We start from the raw sequence: 14,804 nt of genomic DNA on the forward strand, positions 1-14,804 counted from the left end.
ACTGCCCGACGACCGCGACCCGCCGCTCACCCCGGCTCCCGGGCCCCACCTGCGACGAGGAGGGACGAAGGCCCCGCACCCATCCCGGCGCAGGGCCTCTGACCTGCATAAAGCAAGTGGAGCCGCCTGTCGGATTCGAACCGACGACCTTCCGTTTACAAGCTGTAGATGGGTGGGGCGGGGACGGTCATACCGGCCGCTGCGGGGCGTAGGAGAGGCGGCGCCGGGCGCTGGCGGTTGGTGGGGTTGCTGTACTTCGCTGCTGTACTGCAACCGCACCCCGCATGGACCTCAGCCACAGACAGCCCGCCGCGACGGCGGGGGCGCCGAACGATCAGGCGTGCGTGTGGCTCGCTGGACCGGTCCCCCAGCTCAACCGAGCGGTCTGGGAACAGCGGCGTCACACGGCGGGGAGGCCGAAAGTCCCGCAGACACCCGTTTAGGAGTTCGACCAGCACAGCCTTACTGAACGCTGCGGGAGAGCGTGCAGGCGCGGTTGGCCAGGTGGAACCATACGGGCCCGCTAAACAGTGATCGTTTGCCGTCCACCGACAGCCGGCGCTCCCTCCGTATCGCATCAACGGCCTTCACTCGCCTGCAGCCTGGCAGCCTTCTTCCTGCCGATGAGGGGTGCTCAGCCCGTGTTCGTCTCGTAGACTGCGGAGACCGTGGAGATAAGGGGCTCTAGTGCTGGGAAGCCCGTTTAGCACGCTGGGGGAATCATGAAGAGGCAGATAATTGAAGATCTCTCGCTCGGCCAGAGGGTAGCTGAGGATGAATTCGATGAACTCGCCACTTACTTCGTTGAAACAGAGCACTGGAAAAGCGTGTGGCGAGGCGACGTAGACGTGATCTACGGAGCGAAGGGCTCCGGAAAGAGCGCCATATATTCCACCTTGATGTCACGCGAAGAGCAACTATTTGATCGAAACATTCTCGTCCGGGCGGCAGAAAACCCTAAAGGGACTCCAGCATTCAAAAGTCTCACCGAAGAACCGCCAGTGCCGGAAGAAGCGTTTGCAGGGCTATGGAAGCTGTACTTCTTAGCTTTGATTGCTGACGCTTTCGACGAGTACGAGATAAGAGACGAAGGCGCGCGTAAAGTCGTTCGAACTCTGACTGATGCCCAGCTTCGCCCAGGCGGCAAAACATCCTTGCGCCAGCACGTAAAAAATGCTTTTGAGTATGTTCGTCGCCTTGCGCGGCCCAGCGAAATAGAGCCTTCTGTCGCACTGGATCCCAACACGGGGACTATCGCGGGTTTCAGTAATCGCATAGCGTTCAGGGAACCTAGTGTGGCAGAAAGAGCCCGGGGAGACATTTACGTAGACGAGCTACTTGAGGTCGCGAACACATCTCTTGCTGATGCAGGTATCAAAATGTGGTTGTTGCTGGACAGGCTCGATGTGGCTTTTGCAGGCGAGCCAGACCTAGAGAAAAAGGCACTACGCGCGCTATTTAAGTGTTATCTCGACCTGAATGGCTTCGACCGCATACACCTTAAAATCTTTCTTCGTACGGACATCTGGAAGGCGATAACTGATTCCGGCTTCCGTGAAGCCAGCCATATTACTCGTGATCTCGTCTTGTACTGGGATAACGATGCTTTGCTTCAGCTTGTCGTGCAGCGCTTACTGCAAAATGAATCTCTGGTGAAGCTTTATGGGTCTGACCCGAAGGTCGTGGTAGTAGGCACCAGTGCACAGCAAGAGTTCTTCTATCACGTGTACCCGCCTCAAGTGGAACTGGGCTCACGCAGGCCCCAGACCTTCGACTGGTGCTTAACGCGCACACAGGATGGAACCAAACGCACTGCGCCGCGAGAGTTGATTCACCTGCTGACCGAGGCTCGTAGGGCTCAGCTAAAACGCCTAGAGGTCGGTGAGCCAGAACCCGACGGAGAGCACCTGTTCGATCCTTCGGCGCTCAAGGACGCCTTGCCTCCTGTGTCAGAGGTGCGTCTTGATAGGACTCTCTATGCAGAGTATCCAGATGTCCGGCATCATCTGGAGCTGCTAGAAGCGCAAAAGACGAATCATAGCGTGCAGAGCCTCTCCTCGATCTGGCAGGAAAGCGCGGAGCGTACGAAGCAGTTGTGTACCCGACTTGTAGAGATCGGCTTCTTCGAAAAAAGAGGAGAGCCTCCATTCCTGCAATACTGGGTACCCTTTTTGTATCGACCGGCACTGCATCTCGTGCAGGGAAGTGCAGAAGGCGTCATCGACACATCAATTGACGAAGAGTCAAACTCCTAAAAACGGCAGTGCTACGGCATATGCGCTGATCCGTTCAAGCACGTCCATGCGTGTCTGACCGCCAGTGGTTTGCACGTAGTCACCTTGCCGTCGCCCCAGCCCGCCGCTCACGCCATCTTCCATCCCCTCTGCCCGTCGACCCACACACCGTGGAGCGGGCGTCCTAGCGTCCAAGTGGAGCGCGCCACTGTACGAACGACCTGGACGTGCGTCAGGAGCCGCCCCTGCTCGGCTCTACCGGGGTCGACAGCAGAAGGGGCGGAAGCTCCCCGTGCATCACCATCGGTCTGCACTCGCGAACGATGCTCCGTCCTTCCCGGAGCCTGAGCGCCCCAGCCGGAGGCGCGTCAATCTCTAACCTCAACTGGCCGCTGTCGGCTGTCGCGCGGGGCGGCGGGGGCGTGCCGGAGCGGGGCGGAGACAGGAGCGGCGGCGCGGTCCCGCCGGGCCGCGCGCGGCCCGCGTCAGCGGGCCGCCTTGAAGTCGTAGAGAAAGTTGTTACGCACGTGTCTGGTGCGCTGGTGTCGTACTCGGGTGCAGAGGCAGGTAGATAACTGGCCTCGCGGTCCAAGTGACCTGTGTGGTGCGTTGCCTGAGTGTGAGTGTGTGTGGCCGGCCTCCGGTGAGGAGTTGGGCGGCTTGCTCCTGGTCGTGGTCGAGCCATCGTCGGGCTCGGCGGTAGGGCTCCTCGTCCAGTGTCCTCACGATCATCGTCAGGCTGATGCGGATCCAGTGCAGGGCCTCGTGAGGGGTGTAGGCGTCGTAGGTGCCGAGTTGGCGTTCGTTGACGTAGCACTCGCAGTAGAAGCCCCGTTGCAGTACGAGGGACCTGGTGGAGGTCATGGTGTTCGGCGCTGTGTGGGCAGTGTGCAGTGCCCGGCTGGTGGGGACTGTGGCTCTGGTTCTTTGGCCTTGTCGTTCATCTCGACGGTGACCGTCCGGCCGTAGTCGTCTCCGCTGACACACACCCGGCTGGCCAGAGCTGTCACGAGTCCCAAGCCGCGGCCGTGGGTCTCCTCCTCGTCGGGCGTCTCCACGTGCGGCTTCGTCGAGCCGCCGCCGGTGTCGGTGACCGCCAGGACGACCGTGCCGGGGGATCGGTGCAGGGAGACGTGGAAGCTCCCGTTGGGGCCGCCGCTCGCCGAGTGGACGAGTGCGTTGGAGCCCAGCTCGCTCACGATCAAAGCGGCGTCATCCGCACACGCGCTGTCGCGCAGTACATCCCGGGTCCAGCGGCGGAGTCGGCTGACCTCTTCGGGGAGTCCTGGGCAGGTGAGTTCCCAGATCCGCTCTGTACTCATATACTCGTGCATACAAGTTCCTTTATGCTGGTGGCCGCTATGGGTAGTGGATGTGTGCTAGACGAGTCGTACGCCGTCGTGGGCACGCACGGCCGGCGGGGATGCCTCGTCGAGCGCGTCCAGGACGCGGATCGCGTACGCCTCGTCGGCGAGCTGGGTGACCTCTTCGCGAGTGGCCCAGCGAAGCGCGTAGGTCTCGTCCCCGGTCGTCGGGGAGCCGTCGGCCGCTTCGCAGCGGAAGACCATGGAGACGATCAGGCCGGTCATGTTCTTGTAGACGCCCGTCAGGATCGCCGGAAGAGCGATCTTGTATCCGGTCTCTTCGAGGACCTCGCGCTGAAGCGCGTCCGGCAGGGTTTCGCCGGGTTCGACGACACCGCCGGGCGGCTCCCACTGGCCGTTGTCGCGGCGCTGGATGAGCAGCGCTCGGCCCGCGTCGTCGACGATGACCCCTGCGACGCTCACGGAGTGGGGGCGCTCTGCGCTACTCACGTTCCTCGGTCCCCTCAGATGGCTAGGCTTCTCCACCGTAGCAACGACACTCGGCAGCTCGTCTAGATATCCAAAGGAGTACCCGTTATGGCAGCACTCCCGTCCGGCATCCTCGGGGCCCTCGACCCGACCAGTGACCGCGCGGTCTTCCGCCAGATCGCCGACCAGATCCGCGAGGCCATCGACCGGGGCCGCTTCAAGGAGGGCGCCAAGCTGCCCTCGGAATCGGAGCTGGTGGAGCACTTCGGGGTATCCCGGATGACCGTCCGCAACGCGCTGTCCATCCTCCAGAGTGAAGGACTGGCCTCGTCCGAGCACGGACGCGGCGTCTTCGTGCGGCCTCGGCCTCCTGTGCGGCGGCTGGCCTCCGACCGGTTCGCGCGGCGTCACCGTGATCAGGGGAAGTCGGCCTTCACGGTCGAGGCGGAAGCCGCGGGAAGCAAACCCGAGGTGGACAGCTTGGAGGTGAGGGAGGAGAAGCCTGCCCCCGACATCTCCGCCCGGCTCGGCTCGCCCCGGAAAGTCCTCGCTCGTCGGCGCCGGTATCTGCTGGACGGGCGGCCGGTCGAGTTCGCCGTCTCCTACCTGCCGCTGGACCTGGCACGCGGAACGCAGATCGCCGAACCCAACCCCGGGCCGGGCGGCATCTACGCCCGACTGGAAGAGCTGGGGCACCGCCTTGACCGCTTCGATGAAGAAGTGCGCGCCCGGATGCCCTCGCCGACCGAGGTCAAGACGCTGCGGCTCTCCTCCGGCGTCCCCGTCATCAGCCTCATCCGGACCGCCTACGACACCGAGGGGCGCGCGGTGGAGGTCTGCGACACCGTCATGGCCGCCGACGCCTACGTCCTGGCCTACCAACTCCCCGCCAACTGACAGCCCTTGCGGCTCCATGACGGCGGTGCCGGGTCGCTCTTCGCGGACTTGTACACACCGAGAGGCATACTCGTATAGACGAGTAGCTGTGAAGTGTGACAGAGTATCCGCATCCCCAAAGAAGCAAGCCGGGGCGATTCATTGGTGAGCTTGTATAGACGACTAGCTCTCATGGCTCCGGCGTACGACCAAGGAGAACGACCTTGCGCACCATCCGAGTTGAGACCTCCACCGCCACCGTTCTGTTGACTGAGGCGCCCGAACCGAAGGTTCGTGACCGTCAGACGGGCGAGATCGCCAAGGATGCGGTGAGCGGTGAGGCGTTGATGAAGGTCGGTGTCGTCTACATCGACGAGGGCGAGTCCTCGCTGATCCACGTCACCGTTCCGGAGAGCGGCGTGACTGAGGGGCTGCCTCTCGGGTCGCTGGTTTCGCTGCCAGGGCTGGTGGCCCGGCCGTGGGACTCGGTGTTCAACGGGCAGCAGCGGCACGGCATCGCCTACCGCGCCGCCGCCCTCGCCCCGGGCGCCGTTCCGGCAGGCGTGGGGGCCTGACCGTGTCCGAGCTGACGACGCTGATGGAGGTAGGCGGCCCGGTTGCCGCACTCGGTGGCGGGGCCGCCTACCTCCGGGCCCGGCATCCGGCCGCGTACTGGTCCACGTTCGGGATGCCGGCCTCGGCCGCCCGCTTGCTGGGCTCGTACGGGTCGGTCATGGACTCGTGCGGGCTGACCGTCCCGCCCTCCCGGCTGCGCGCCCTGGCCGTGCACGCGGCCACTCGCCGGGAGGTGCGGCCGGTTCCGCCTCGGCGTGGCCTGCTGCGGCCCACCTCGACGGGCCTTCGGATCCGACTGAGGCTGGCGCCGGGACAGGAACCCGCCGACATAGCCGCTTCCGCCGAACGTCTGCGGCATGCCTGGGGCGTGCACGGTGTCTACGTCGAGCCGGTCAAGCCCGGCGTGGTCGAACTGCGGCTCGTCGGGTTCGATGTGCTGCGGCGAGTCCGGAGGCCACGCAAGACGGGCGCGGGTGGCGGGTTCCTGCGGGTGCCGGTGGTGCTGCGCGAGGACGCGACCGCTTTCGTCCGGGACTACCGGGCCATCCCTCACGAGTTGGTGCTGGGCGCAACGCTGTCGGGCAAGTCGATGTACCTGCGGCACCTGATCACCGGGCTTGCCGGACAGCCGGTCGCACTGGCCGGTATCGACTGCAAGCGGGGCGTGGAGCTGGCCCCGTTCGCTCCTCGCCTGTCGGCGCTGGCCACTGATCCGGGGCAGGCGGCCGAGCTGCTGCCCGCCCTCGTGCGGGAAATGGAAGACCGCTACGACCTGGTCCGCGCCCGGCAGGGCATCGCCCCCACCACCCCGGATGAGGAGATCACCTCGGACGTGTGGGGCCTGCCCGTGAGCGAACGGCCCGTGCCGGTGGTGCTGTTCGTGGATGAGGTCGCGGAACTGTTCCTCGTCGCCTCCCGGAAGGATGAGGAGCGGCGGGACGAGATGGTCACCCAGCTTATCCGCCTCGCCCAGCTCGGCCGCGCCGCCGGGATCTACCTTGAGGTGTGCGGGCAGCGCTTCGGCGCCGAGCTGGGCAAGGGCGCAACGATGCTCCGCGCGCAGCTGTCCGGACGGGTCTGCCACCGCGTCAACGACGAACCCTCGGCCAAGATGGCGCTGGGCGACATCGCCCCCGAAGCGGTCGGGGCTGCCTGCACCATCCCCCCGGAACGGCCCGGCCTCGCCGTCGTCGGCGACACCTCCGGCGGCTGGTCCCGTATCCGCACCCCGTACCTGTCCCTGGCCGACGCTACCGCGCGCTGCCAGGAGTCCGCGCACTTGGTGCCCGAGCTGCCCGCGCTCAAGCCCTTCCGGCCCACCGTTCCGGCTCACTCCGTGGACCATTCGGCCTCGCTGCTCAAGCCCCGGCCCGTGACCGACTGACGACCCGCCCCCTGATTCGGCCGGCGTGACCGCCTCACGCCAACTCCCTACCCCTCCCATGCCAAAAATCGGAAGGAGACAGCCCGTGCGCGCCTACCTGGCCCGTGTCGATGCCGTGCTCGTCCAAGCGGTCATCGCTGCCGCGCTGTCCTTCGCGCACCTGCACGACCTGGCCTCGGCCGCCGGACAAGACGGCTGGAAAGCCTGGGCCTACCCGGTCTCGGTGGACCTGCTGCTTGTCGCTGCCTGGCGTCGGCTACGGACCGGGCAGGACAAGGCGGCGGGATGGTGCTGGTTCCTCGTCACCCTGATCGCCTCCCTCGGCGCCAACATCGCCACCGCCGGACTCCTCGACCTGGACGACGTACCCGACTGGCTCCGCATCCTCGTCGCCGGATGGCCCGCCCTCGCCTTCCTCGGCGGAACCCTCCTCGCACACAGCCCCGAGCAGCCCTCACCGGCTGTCCCCGACGAGCCGGAGCCTGCACCCGCTATCGAGCCCTCGAAGCCGGAGCCAGAGCCCGCGCAGGAAACGCCCTCGGCCCCGGAGACTCCGCGCTCGGGCGCTCCCGTTCCGGCCGCCCTGGTCGAACACGCCCGCAAGATCGCCGACACCCACCAGACCCGTACCGGCGGCCCCATCGACAGCGCCACCCTCCGCGCCCGCCTCGGCGTCCCCGCACCTCTCGCCGACCAGATCGCCGCCCAACTCATCTGACCCAAAAGGAGACCCGCATGCCCGGACGTACCCCGGACGGCTTCGACTTCCTCGACGCCGCCTACGAGATGGCCGCCGCAGGCCGCCCCACCCTGGCCCGGCTGCTCGCCGAAGAAGCCGCCACCCTCGCCCCCGACCCCGACGAAGCCGCCCACATCCTGCACGACTTCCCCAACCACTCCCTCCGGCTCAAGGACTGCTGATGCCCCTCAACCGCCGCTTCCGCTCCGTGACCCGCATCGGCCCCGTACAGGTCGGCACCGCCCCTGACAGCCGTGGCCGCGAGAAGCACACCGCCGCCTGCACGGCCCCGCGCTGCGGCTTCTCCGCCGACTACGACTCACGCGCCGCCGCCGAACTCGCCGCCCGCACCCACCGCTGCCCCGCCCGCTGACCCCGAAGGAGACCGTGCCCGTGTCCGTGAACCTGCCCCTGGTCGTCGTCCTGGGCCTGCTCGTCTGGGGCGCTGTGAAGTTCCTCGGCGTCCGCCTCTGGCTCGTCGTCGTGATCGCCCTGTTCGGCTTCTACCTCGCCGACACCTTCCTCGCCCCCGCCATCGACAACGGCACCCGCACCGGAGTCGAAACCGTCAACGGCGACCACGACTGAAAGGAGCACCACTCATGCTGTTTCGGCCCCAACTCCCGCCCAGCCCCACCACGGCGCACACGCCAGCCGTGACGACGCGGCACACCCACCAGACGGCATGCGCCTGCCAGCACTCCCAGCCGGCCCCGCCCACGGCTCCCGCACGCCGCACGCTGCCCCAGGTCAGCACGGGAGCGGTGGCCGTGGTCCTGGTGGGCGGCGTCGTCCTCACAGCGCTACTGACCGCCGTCGCCGTCTCGGCCATCTCCGTTGCCGTGGCCGCCGTCGTCCTGCGCTCGCTCCTCGGCTCCGGCGGCGCCCCACACGTCCGGCACCACCACCGCTGAGCGGCTACCGGGGCGGCCTCGATACCGCCAAGCATCCACCGCCCCGGCAGCCCGACCCCTTCCCGACCCAAAAAGCCTGAGAAGGAGAAGCACCATCATCACCCGCACCAACCCCGCTCCCCTCGCAGAGCTGGGAAACCTCGCCGCGACCGGCACCCTGCCCGGTATCCTCCGCCAGCTCTCCAGCCTGGGCGGCTGCACCAACCCCGTACGCCTCGCAGGACACAGCACCGAACACAACCTCAACACCACCACAGGGGAGATCGGCCCCGCTCTGCGCCGTCTCGACTCGGCCGAACTGCCTGCCGGTGACCTCCTGGTCCGCTGCGACAACCGCCGCACCACCCGCTGCCCCGCCTGCGCCGAGACCTACCGCCGCGACACCTTCCACCTCATCACCGCCGGACTACGCGGCGGCAAAGGAACCCCCGAACAGGTCACCACCCACCCCCGGGTCTTCGCGACCTTCACCGCCCCGAGCTTCGGCCCGGTCCACAACCGCCCAGGTAACCGTGCCTGCCGCTGCGGACGCCACCACACGCCCGACGAACCCGCCCTCGGCACGCCGCTCAACCCCGGCCGCTACGACTACGAAACCGCGGTCCTCTGGAACGCCCACGCGGGCATGCTCTGGCGCCGCTTCACCATCCACCTCCGCCGCGAAATCGCCCACCGCGCCGGACTCACCCAACGCGAACTCCAGAACGCACCCGCGTCTCCTTCGCCAAGGTCGCCGAGTACCAGAAGCGCGAAGCCGTCCACTTCCACGCCGTCATCCGCCTCGACGGCCCCGCAGGCGGAGAGTCCCGGCCTCCGCACTGGGCGACGGCCGAGCTGCTGACCGACGCCATCCGAGCGGCAGCATCCCGCGCCGTCGTGCCCGGCCCGGACCTCGATAGCCGCACCCACACCTTCGCCTTCGGCCGCCAGCTCGACATCCGCACCATCCACGGCCCCGCCCTCAACAACGCCCAGGCCCTCACCGACCGCGCCGTTGCGGCCTACATCGCCAAGTACGCCACCAAAGGCGCCGAGACAGCCACCGGCACCCTGGATCGCCGCCTACGCTTCGTCGCCGAGCTGGCAGGCATGGACCTGCCCGCGCACGCCGAACGCCTCATCCGCACCGCATGGGCCCTCGGCGCACGCAAGGACCTCGAACACCTCCGCCTGCGCGCCTGGGCCCACATGCTCGGCTTCCGGGGCCACTTCTCCACCAAAACCCGCCGCTACTCCACCACCCTCGGCGCCCTCCGCACCGCCCGCGCCGAATGGCGCCGCCTCCAAGCCGCCATCGCACGCGGCGAAGACACACACCCTGTGGACACCGACAGCCCAGACGAGCAAACGACCCTCATCCTCGCCCACTGGACCTACGCCGGAACCGGCCTCACCCCCACCGAGCAATGGCTATCCGCCTCCCTCGCCGACAGCCCCACCACCGCCCCGGAAGGAGACGACGCCCGATGACCACACCCGCGACCACCATCACCCCCAAGTGGCACACCACAGCCGAGGTCGCCGCCATGCTCGGCTTCGGGCTCTCCAAGACCAAGATGCTCGTTCTGACCGGTGAGATCCGCTCCGTCAAGGTCGGCCGCAACCGCCGCATCCTCCCGGCCTGGGTAGACGAATTCGTCCAGCACTGTGCCGCCGAAGCCGAACAGCCCGCGAGGTGGTCCGCATGAGCGGGAAGCGCGGCAACGGCGAAGGCTCCATCTACCCGTACCGCAACGGCGGCTTCGCCGCGTACGTCTGGGTCACCACCCCTGACGGCAAGCGCAAGCGCAAGTACGTCTACGGCAAAACCCGCCCAGAGGTCCACGAGAAGTGGCTCAAGCTCCACAACGAGGCGAAGAAGGGCCCGGTGGCCACCCAGCACCGCACCGTGGCCGCTTTCCTGGACTACTGGCTGATCTCGGTCGTGAAGCCCAACCTCGCTCCGCTGACGTACGTCGCGTACGAGGGTGCAGCGCGCCTCTACATCGGTCCGCACCTGGGCGCCAAGCGGCTCGACAAGCTGACGGTTCGCGACGTGCGCGAGTGGCTGACCAAGCTCGCCGACACCTGCCAGTGCTGCGCCCAGCGCAAGGACGCCAAGCGCCGTCCCGAACGGCAACGCTGCTGCGCCGTAGGCGAGTGCTGTGAGCAGTACCGAGCGGGCGCGTGGTGCAGATCGCGCGGGACACCCTCCGCGCGGCCCTGAGTCAGGCGATGGTCGAAGAGGAGATCCCGCGCAACGTCGCCAAGCTCGTACGGGTCCCCAAGCCTCGACGCCGGAAGGTCAAGGCGTGGTCCGTCGGCGAAGCCAGCCGGTTCCTGGAGCACGCCGTCACATCGGGCGACGCCCTGTACGCCGCGTGGGTCCTGGCGCTCACGCTCGGGCTCCGTCGCGGGGAGATCCTGGGTCTCACGTGGGATTCCGTCGACTTCGACGCCGGAGAGCTGTACATCGACCACCAACTACAACGCGCGGGCGGTGAGGTCCTGCACCGGGAAACGAAGACCGAGGACTCGGAGGACTTCCTCCCCTTGCCGGAACTCTGCCTCGCAGCGCTCCGCCAGCGCCGCCAGCAGCAACAGGAGGACCAGAAGGCAGCCGGGGAGCTCTGGCAGGACGTACACGGACTGATCTTCACCACCCGCTACGGGACGCCGATCGAGCCCGGCAACCTCACTCGGGCCTTCGCCGTCCGCATCCGTCAGGCCGGCGTCCGGGCCGTCCCGCTCCGCAACACCCGGCACACCACGGGTTCGCTGCTCGTCGCCATGAAGGTGCACCCCAAGGTGGCGCAACGGATCTTGCGGCACTCCAAGTTCACGATGACCTTCGACGTGTACTCAGAGGCGAGCGATGAGGAGATCCGCGAGGCACTGCAACGGCTCTCAAGGGGTTTCGGTCCCAGCTCGCCGGAGCCGCCAGAGAAGCCGTAGCGGTCCGTAGCGATCATCGTCGTTGCTGTACTTCGCTGCTGTACGGCACCACAGAGGCCCTTCCCCAAATTTGGGAAAGGGCCTCTGACCTGCATAAAGCAAGTGGAGCCGCCTGTCGGATTCGAACCGACGACCTTCTGTTTACAAGACAGATGCTCTAACCAGCTGAGCTAAGGCGGCGGGGGCTGTCGCTCGTGCAGTGTACCCGGGGAGGTCGTTCGGGTTGGGCCGGACTACTGACAAACGGGGGGTGGGGGGGTTAGCGTCACCGCAGGTTCACGCAGTGGACTTCACCTCACAGTGGACCGCACCCCCTTTACGACGGATCGTCCGGCACGTACCTGCCGGTGAAGGAGAAATGAACATGGCCACGGTCACCTATGACCAGGCGACCCGGGTATACCCCGGCGCCGAGACGCCCGCCGTCGACAAGCTCGACATCGAGATCGAGGACGGCGAGTTCCTCGTCCTCGTCGGCCCTTCCGGATGCGGTAAGTCCACCTCGCTGCGCATGCTCGCCGGCCTGGAGGACGTCAATGGCGGCAACATACGCATCGGTGACCGCGATGTGACCCACCTTCCCCCGAAGGACCGGGACATCGCGATGGTCTTCCAGAACTACGCGCTGTACCCGCACATGACCGTGGCCGACAACATGGGCTTCGCGCTCAAGATCGCGGGTGTGCCGAAGACGGAGATCCGGCAGAAGGTCGAGGACGCCGCCAAGATCCTGGACCTCACCGACTACCTGGGCCGCAAGCCCAAGGCGCTCTCCGGCGGTCAGCGGCAGCGTGTCGCGATGGGCCGGGCCATCGTCCGGGAGCCGCAGGTCTTCCTCATGGACGAGCCGCTGTCCAACCTCGACGCCAAGCTCCGCGTCCAGACCCGTACGCAGATCGCGGGCCTCCAGCGCCGCCTGGGGATCACCACTGTCTACGTCACCCACGACCAGGTCGAGGCCATGACGATGGGCGACCGGGTCGCGGTCCTCAAGGACGGGCTGCTCCAGCAGGTCGATACCCCGCGCAACATGTACGACCGCCCGGCCAACCTCTTCGTCGCCGGCTTCATCGGCTCCCCGGCCATGAACCTGGTCGAGGTCCCGATCACCGACGGCGGCGTGAAGTTCGGCAACAGCGTGGTGCCCGTCGAGCGGGACGCCATCGCCACCGCGGCCGACAAGGGTGACAAGACGGTCACGGTCGGCGTCCGCCCGGAGCACTTCGACCTGGTCAACGGGGACGGCGGGGGCGCGGACGGCGCCAAGACGCTCTCCAAGGACCAGCACGCGGGCGTCGCCGTGACGGTGAACGTCGTCGAGGAACTGGGCGCCGACGGCTACGTCTACGGCACCGCCGATGTCGGCGGCGAGACGCGCGACCTGGTTGTCCGCGTCTCCGGCCGCAACGTCCCGGAGAAGGGCTCCACGGTCCACGTGGTCCCGCGCGGCGGCGAGACCCACGTCTTCTCGACCTCCTCCGGCGAGCGCCTCAGCGACTGAGCGCCTCAGCGGCGGAGTGACAGGGCGCCCGGGAGTCCGGGCGCCCGAACTCTCGCAGCCTCGCAAGACCCCGCCCCGCCTCGCCTCACCCCGCCTCACCGCAGCGCAGCGCGAGCCCAGGCGGGGATGAGGAGTCGGCGAGGAACAGATACAGATGAGGAACGGATCAGGAGGGGCCGTGACGGCGCACCCGTCACGGCCCTTTCCCCTGGCCTACCGCGTGCCCCGCCCAGGACACGTACCAGGGCACGGAGCAGGGCACGGACCAGGGCACTGGCCACCCGCTTCCGGGCCGCGTGAGTCCAGCACCGCAGCCCCGACCCGACCACGGCCCGGTCCCAACCCGGCCTCAACGCCGTCCCCCGACCAGGGATTTCTCCGTCCACGCTCGAACAGCGCAAAATTCCCGTCGCTCGATATGGTGACAAAATGTCGCCAAATCACTACCCCTCGCTACCATCACGGTCGTGAACCACGCAGCCCGCCGAATCGGCCGATCCCTCGCCCTCGTACTCCCGGTCGTGCTCGTCCTGTCCGGGACCCTCGCCGTCACCCGCGTCCCCTGGAGCACCACGCCCGCCGACTCCCAAGTCCTCACCGCCTCCGCGGAGAAGGCGTCGTCCAAGAGCGCCTCGACGCGTGCGACTCCGCGCGCCCCACGAGAGGTGCTGCGCGACCGTCTCGTCGCCGAACTCCAGGAGGAGGACCCGGGCGTCGCCCTCACCAGCCTCCAGCGCGAGATCACCCGCAAGCCGTCGCTCGCCCGTCACTGCGTCTTCCTCGCGCGCGCACTCGGCAAGGCAGCGGTGCACAAGTACGGGGCACAGCGCGCGCAGCGCTTCTCCCGCCCCGTGTGCGACACCTCCTTCGCCCACGGGGTCGCCCAACTGAGCTGAGCCGTACGGGTACGCCGACGGGCCCGCGTACAGTCGCCCCCTCCTCCACCGGCAGGAACGACACCGGCCCCCCTGGCGCCGCCGGGCCCCGGTCCGGCCCGGACCGGACCGGGCCTCCGGGAGCCGAGCCCCGAAGACCCTCCGTGAACGCGAACGTATCCGCGCCCCTCCCCACAAGGGGCGCATAAGCTGCGGCACATGACCCAGCACCCGACCCAGGCCGTGATCCTTGCCGGTGGACAGGGAACACGGCTGAGGCCGTACACCGACGACCGCCCCAAGCCGATGGTGGAGATCCCCGGAACGGGCGTCCCGATCATCGGCCACCAGCTGGCCTGGCTCGCAGCGGAGGGCGTCACGGACGCCGTCGTCTCCTCCGGACATCTCGCCGAGGTACTCCAGGACTGGCTCGACCGGACCGAACTGCCCTGCCGCGTCACGACGGTGATCGAGCGTGAGCCGCTGGGCCGTGGCGGCGGTCTCAAGTTCGCAGCCCGCGCGCTGCCGCGCCCGGACGAGCCCTGGTTCGCGACCAACGGCGATATCTGGACACGCTTCTCTCTGCGCGAGATGGCCGGATTCCACAGCGAACGGGACGCCACCGCCACCCTCGCGCTGGCCCGCCCGCGCATCCCGTGGGGCGCTGTGGAGACCGACGAGTTCGGCCACGTCCTCGACTTCATCGAGGCACCGCCCTCGCCGTACCTGATCAACGCGGGCGTCTACGTCTTCTCCCCCGGATTCACCAAACTGCTGCCCGAGCGCGGCGATCACGAGCGGACGACCTTCCCCCGTCTGGCCCGCGCCCGCAGCCTCGCCGGCTTCCCCCTCCCCCAGGGCTCCTACTGGCGCGCCATCGACACCGCCAAGGACCTCACCGAGGCCGCGAAGGAGCTGGCCGGAAACGGCTGACCCCGCCTCCGATCCGATTCCGCCCCCGCTTCCTGCTGCTGCTTC

At 67.6% G+C, this 14,804-nt stretch carries 15 protein-coding genes, 2 tRNA genes and 2 pseudogenes; 15 read left to right on the plus strand and 4 right to left on the minus strand.

The features are described 5' to 3' along the window. Nucleotides 1-117: 117 nt before the first annotated feature. A tRNA-OTHER gene (locus ABD339_RS20305) sits at nt 118-222 on the minus strand. 500 nt (nt 223-722) lie between these two features. Between ABD339_RS20305 and ABD339_RS20310 the strand changes: the two genes are divergently transcribed. Continuing rightward, entirely contained in the window at nt 723-2,255 is a 1,533-nt protein-coding gene (locus tag ABD339_RS20310) for a P-loop ATPase, Sll1717 family (protein ID WP_344567814.1), read from the plus strand. Between the two features lie 839 nt (nt 2,256-3,094). On the opposite strand, the gene ABD339_RS20315 is transcribed toward ABD339_RS20310, so the two are convergent. After that, nucleotides 3,095-3,568 carry an ATP-binding protein gene (locus ABD339_RS20315; RefSeq protein ID WP_344567815.1) on the minus strand — a complete coding sequence of 158 codons (474 nt, stop codon included), beginning with the start codon at nt 3,566-3,568 and terminating at the stop codon, nt 3,095-3,097. Nucleotides 3,569-3,613: 45 nt separating this feature from the next. After that, complete coding sequence (locus tag ABD339_RS20320; protein WP_344567935.1) at nt 3,614-4,021, minus strand: NUDIX hydrolase; 408 nt, start codon at nt 4,019-4,021, stop codon at nt 3,614-3,616. Between the two features lie 114 nt (nt 4,022-4,135). On the opposite strand from ABD339_RS20320, the gene ABD339_RS20325 reads away from it, so the two are divergent. From ABD339_RS20325 to ABD339_RS20375, 11 genes and pseudogenes are all read left to right on the plus strand, one after another. Further along, a complete protein-coding gene (locus tag ABD339_RS20325) occupies nt 4,136-4,924 on the plus strand; it encodes a GntR family transcriptional regulator (RefSeq protein ID WP_344567816.1) in 789 nt (262 codons plus the stop codon). Nucleotides 4,925-5,127: 203 nt separating this feature from the next. Beyond that, the gene (locus tag ABD339_RS20330) at nt 5,128-5,478 is read left to right on the plus strand and encodes an SCO3933 family regulatory protein (RefSeq protein ID WP_344567817.1); all 351 of its coding nucleotides are present in this window, start codon (nt 5,128-5,130) and stop codon (nt 5,476-5,478) included. Nucleotides 5,479-5,480: 2 nt separating this feature from the next. Further along, nucleotides 5,481-6,863 (plus strand): FtsK/SpoIIIE domain-containing protein, encoded by a 1,383-nt coding sequence (locus ABD339_RS20335; RefSeq protein WP_344567818.1) that lies wholly within the window; start codon nt 5,481-5,483, stop codon nt 6,861-6,863. A gap of 85 nt (nt 6,864-6,948) precedes the next feature. Then, entirely contained in the window at nt 6,949-7,581 is a 633-nt protein-coding gene (locus tag ABD339_RS20340) for a DUF2637 domain-containing protein (RefSeq protein WP_344567819.1), read from the plus strand. Nucleotides 7,582-7,598: 17 nt separating this feature from the next. Then, complete coding sequence (locus tag ABD339_RS20345; RefSeq protein WP_344567820.1) at nt 7,599-7,784, plus strand: hypothetical protein; 186 nt, start codon at nt 7,599-7,601, stop codon at nt 7,782-7,784. Next, the gene (locus ABD339_RS20350) at nt 7,784-7,975 is read left to right on the plus strand and encodes a mobile element transfer protein (RefSeq protein ID WP_344567821.1); all 192 of its coding nucleotides are present in this window, start codon (nt 7,784-7,786) and stop codon (nt 7,973-7,975) included. Before ABD339_RS20345 ends, ABD339_RS20350 begins: the two co-directional genes overlap by 1 nt. 20 nt (nt 7,976-7,995) lie before the next feature. Further along, nucleotides 7,996-8,190 (plus strand): hypothetical protein, encoded by a 195-nt coding sequence (locus ABD339_RS20355; protein WP_344567822.1) that lies wholly within the window; start codon nt 7,996-7,998, stop codon nt 8,188-8,190. 17 nt (nt 8,191-8,207) lie between these two features. After that, a complete protein-coding gene (locus tag ABD339_RS20360; RefSeq protein WP_344567936.1) occupies nt 8,208-8,516 on the plus strand; it encodes a hypothetical protein in 309 nt (102 codons plus the stop codon). A 157-nt stretch (nt 8,517-8,673) separates the two neighbouring features. Next, nucleotides 8,674-9,986 (plus strand): annotated as a pseudogene (locus ABD339_RS20365) (replication initiator). After that, the gene (locus ABD339_RS20370) at nt 9,983-10,204 is read left to right on the plus strand and encodes an excisionase family DNA-binding protein (protein ID WP_344567823.1); all 222 of its coding nucleotides are present in this window, start codon (nt 9,983-9,985) and stop codon (nt 10,202-10,204) included. Before ABD339_RS20365 ends, ABD339_RS20370 begins: the two are co-directional and overlap by 4 nt. Then, nucleotides 10,201-11,450: pseudogene (locus ABD339_RS20375) on the plus strand (site-specific integrase). The gene ABD339_RS20370 and the pseudogene ABD339_RS20375 overlap by 4 nt, the downstream one beginning before the upstream one ends. A 103-nt stretch (nt 11,451-11,553) precedes the next feature. Here the strand turns inward: ABD339_RS20375 and ABD339_RS20380 are convergent. Next, nucleotides 11,554-11,630, minus strand: a tRNA-Thr gene (locus ABD339_RS20380). A 184-nt stretch (nt 11,631-11,814) separates the two neighbouring features. On the opposite strand from ABD339_RS20380, the gene ABD339_RS20385 reads away from it, so the two are divergent. The 3 genes from ABD339_RS20385 (at nt 11,815) to ABD339_RS20395 (ending at nt 14,759) form a co-directional block, all read left to right on the plus strand. Then, a complete protein-coding gene (locus ABD339_RS20385) occupies nt 11,815-12,951 on the plus strand; it encodes an ABC transporter ATP-binding protein (protein WP_344567824.1) in 1,137 nt (378 codons plus the stop codon). Between the two features lie 467 nt (nt 12,952-13,418). After that, the gene (locus ABD339_RS20390) at nt 13,419-13,847 is read left to right on the plus strand and encodes a hypothetical protein (protein ID WP_344567825.1); all 429 of its coding nucleotides are present in this window, start codon (nt 13,419-13,421) and stop codon (nt 13,845-13,847) included. 198 nt (nt 13,848-14,045) lie between these two features. Continuing rightward, nucleotides 14,046-14,759, plus strand: a complete 714-nt coding sequence (locus ABD339_RS20395) for a nucleotidyltransferase family protein (RefSeq protein ID WP_344567826.1) — start codon at nt 14,046-14,048, stop codon at nt 14,757-14,759. The last annotated feature ends 45 nt before the right edge of the window (nt 14,760-14,804 follow it).

Origin of the sequence: Streptomyces axinellae (genome assembly GCF_039532135.1) — a bacterium.
GTDB classification, from domain to species: domain Bacteria; phylum Actinomycetota; class Actinomycetes; order Streptomycetales; family Streptomycetaceae; genus Streptomyces; species Streptomyces axinellae.

Coding starts and splice junctions, on each gene's coding strand:
- ABD339_RS20310 (WP_344567814.1), top strand. CDS start 723: ATGAAGAGGCAGATAATTGAAGATCTCTCGCTCGGCCAGAGGGTAGCT.
- ABD339_RS20315 (WP_344567815.1), bottom strand. CDS start 3,568: ATGCACGAGTATATGAGTACAGAGCGGATCTGGGAACTCACCTGCCCA.
- ABD339_RS20325 (WP_344567816.1), top strand. CDS start 4,136: ATGGCAGCACTCCCGTCCGGCATCCTCGGGGCCCTCGACCCGACCAGT.
- ABD339_RS20345 (WP_344567820.1), top strand. CDS start 7,599: ATGCCCGGACGTACCCCGGACGGCTTCGACTTCCTCGACGCCGCCTAC.
- ABD339_RS20350 (WP_344567821.1), top strand. CDS start 7,784: ATGCCCCTCAACCGCCGCTTCCGCTCCGTGACCCGCATCGGCCCCGTA.
- ABD339_RS20370 (WP_344567823.1), top strand. CDS start 9,983: ATGACCACACCCGCGACCACCATCACCCCCAAGTGGCACACCACAGCC.
- ABD339_RS20385 (WP_344567824.1), top strand. CDS start 11,815: ATGGCCACGGTCACCTATGACCAGGCGACCCGGGTATACCCCGGCGCC.
- ABD339_RS20395 (WP_344567826.1), top strand. CDS start 14,046: ATGACCCAGCACCCGACCCAGGCCGTGATCCTTGCCGGTGGACAGGGA.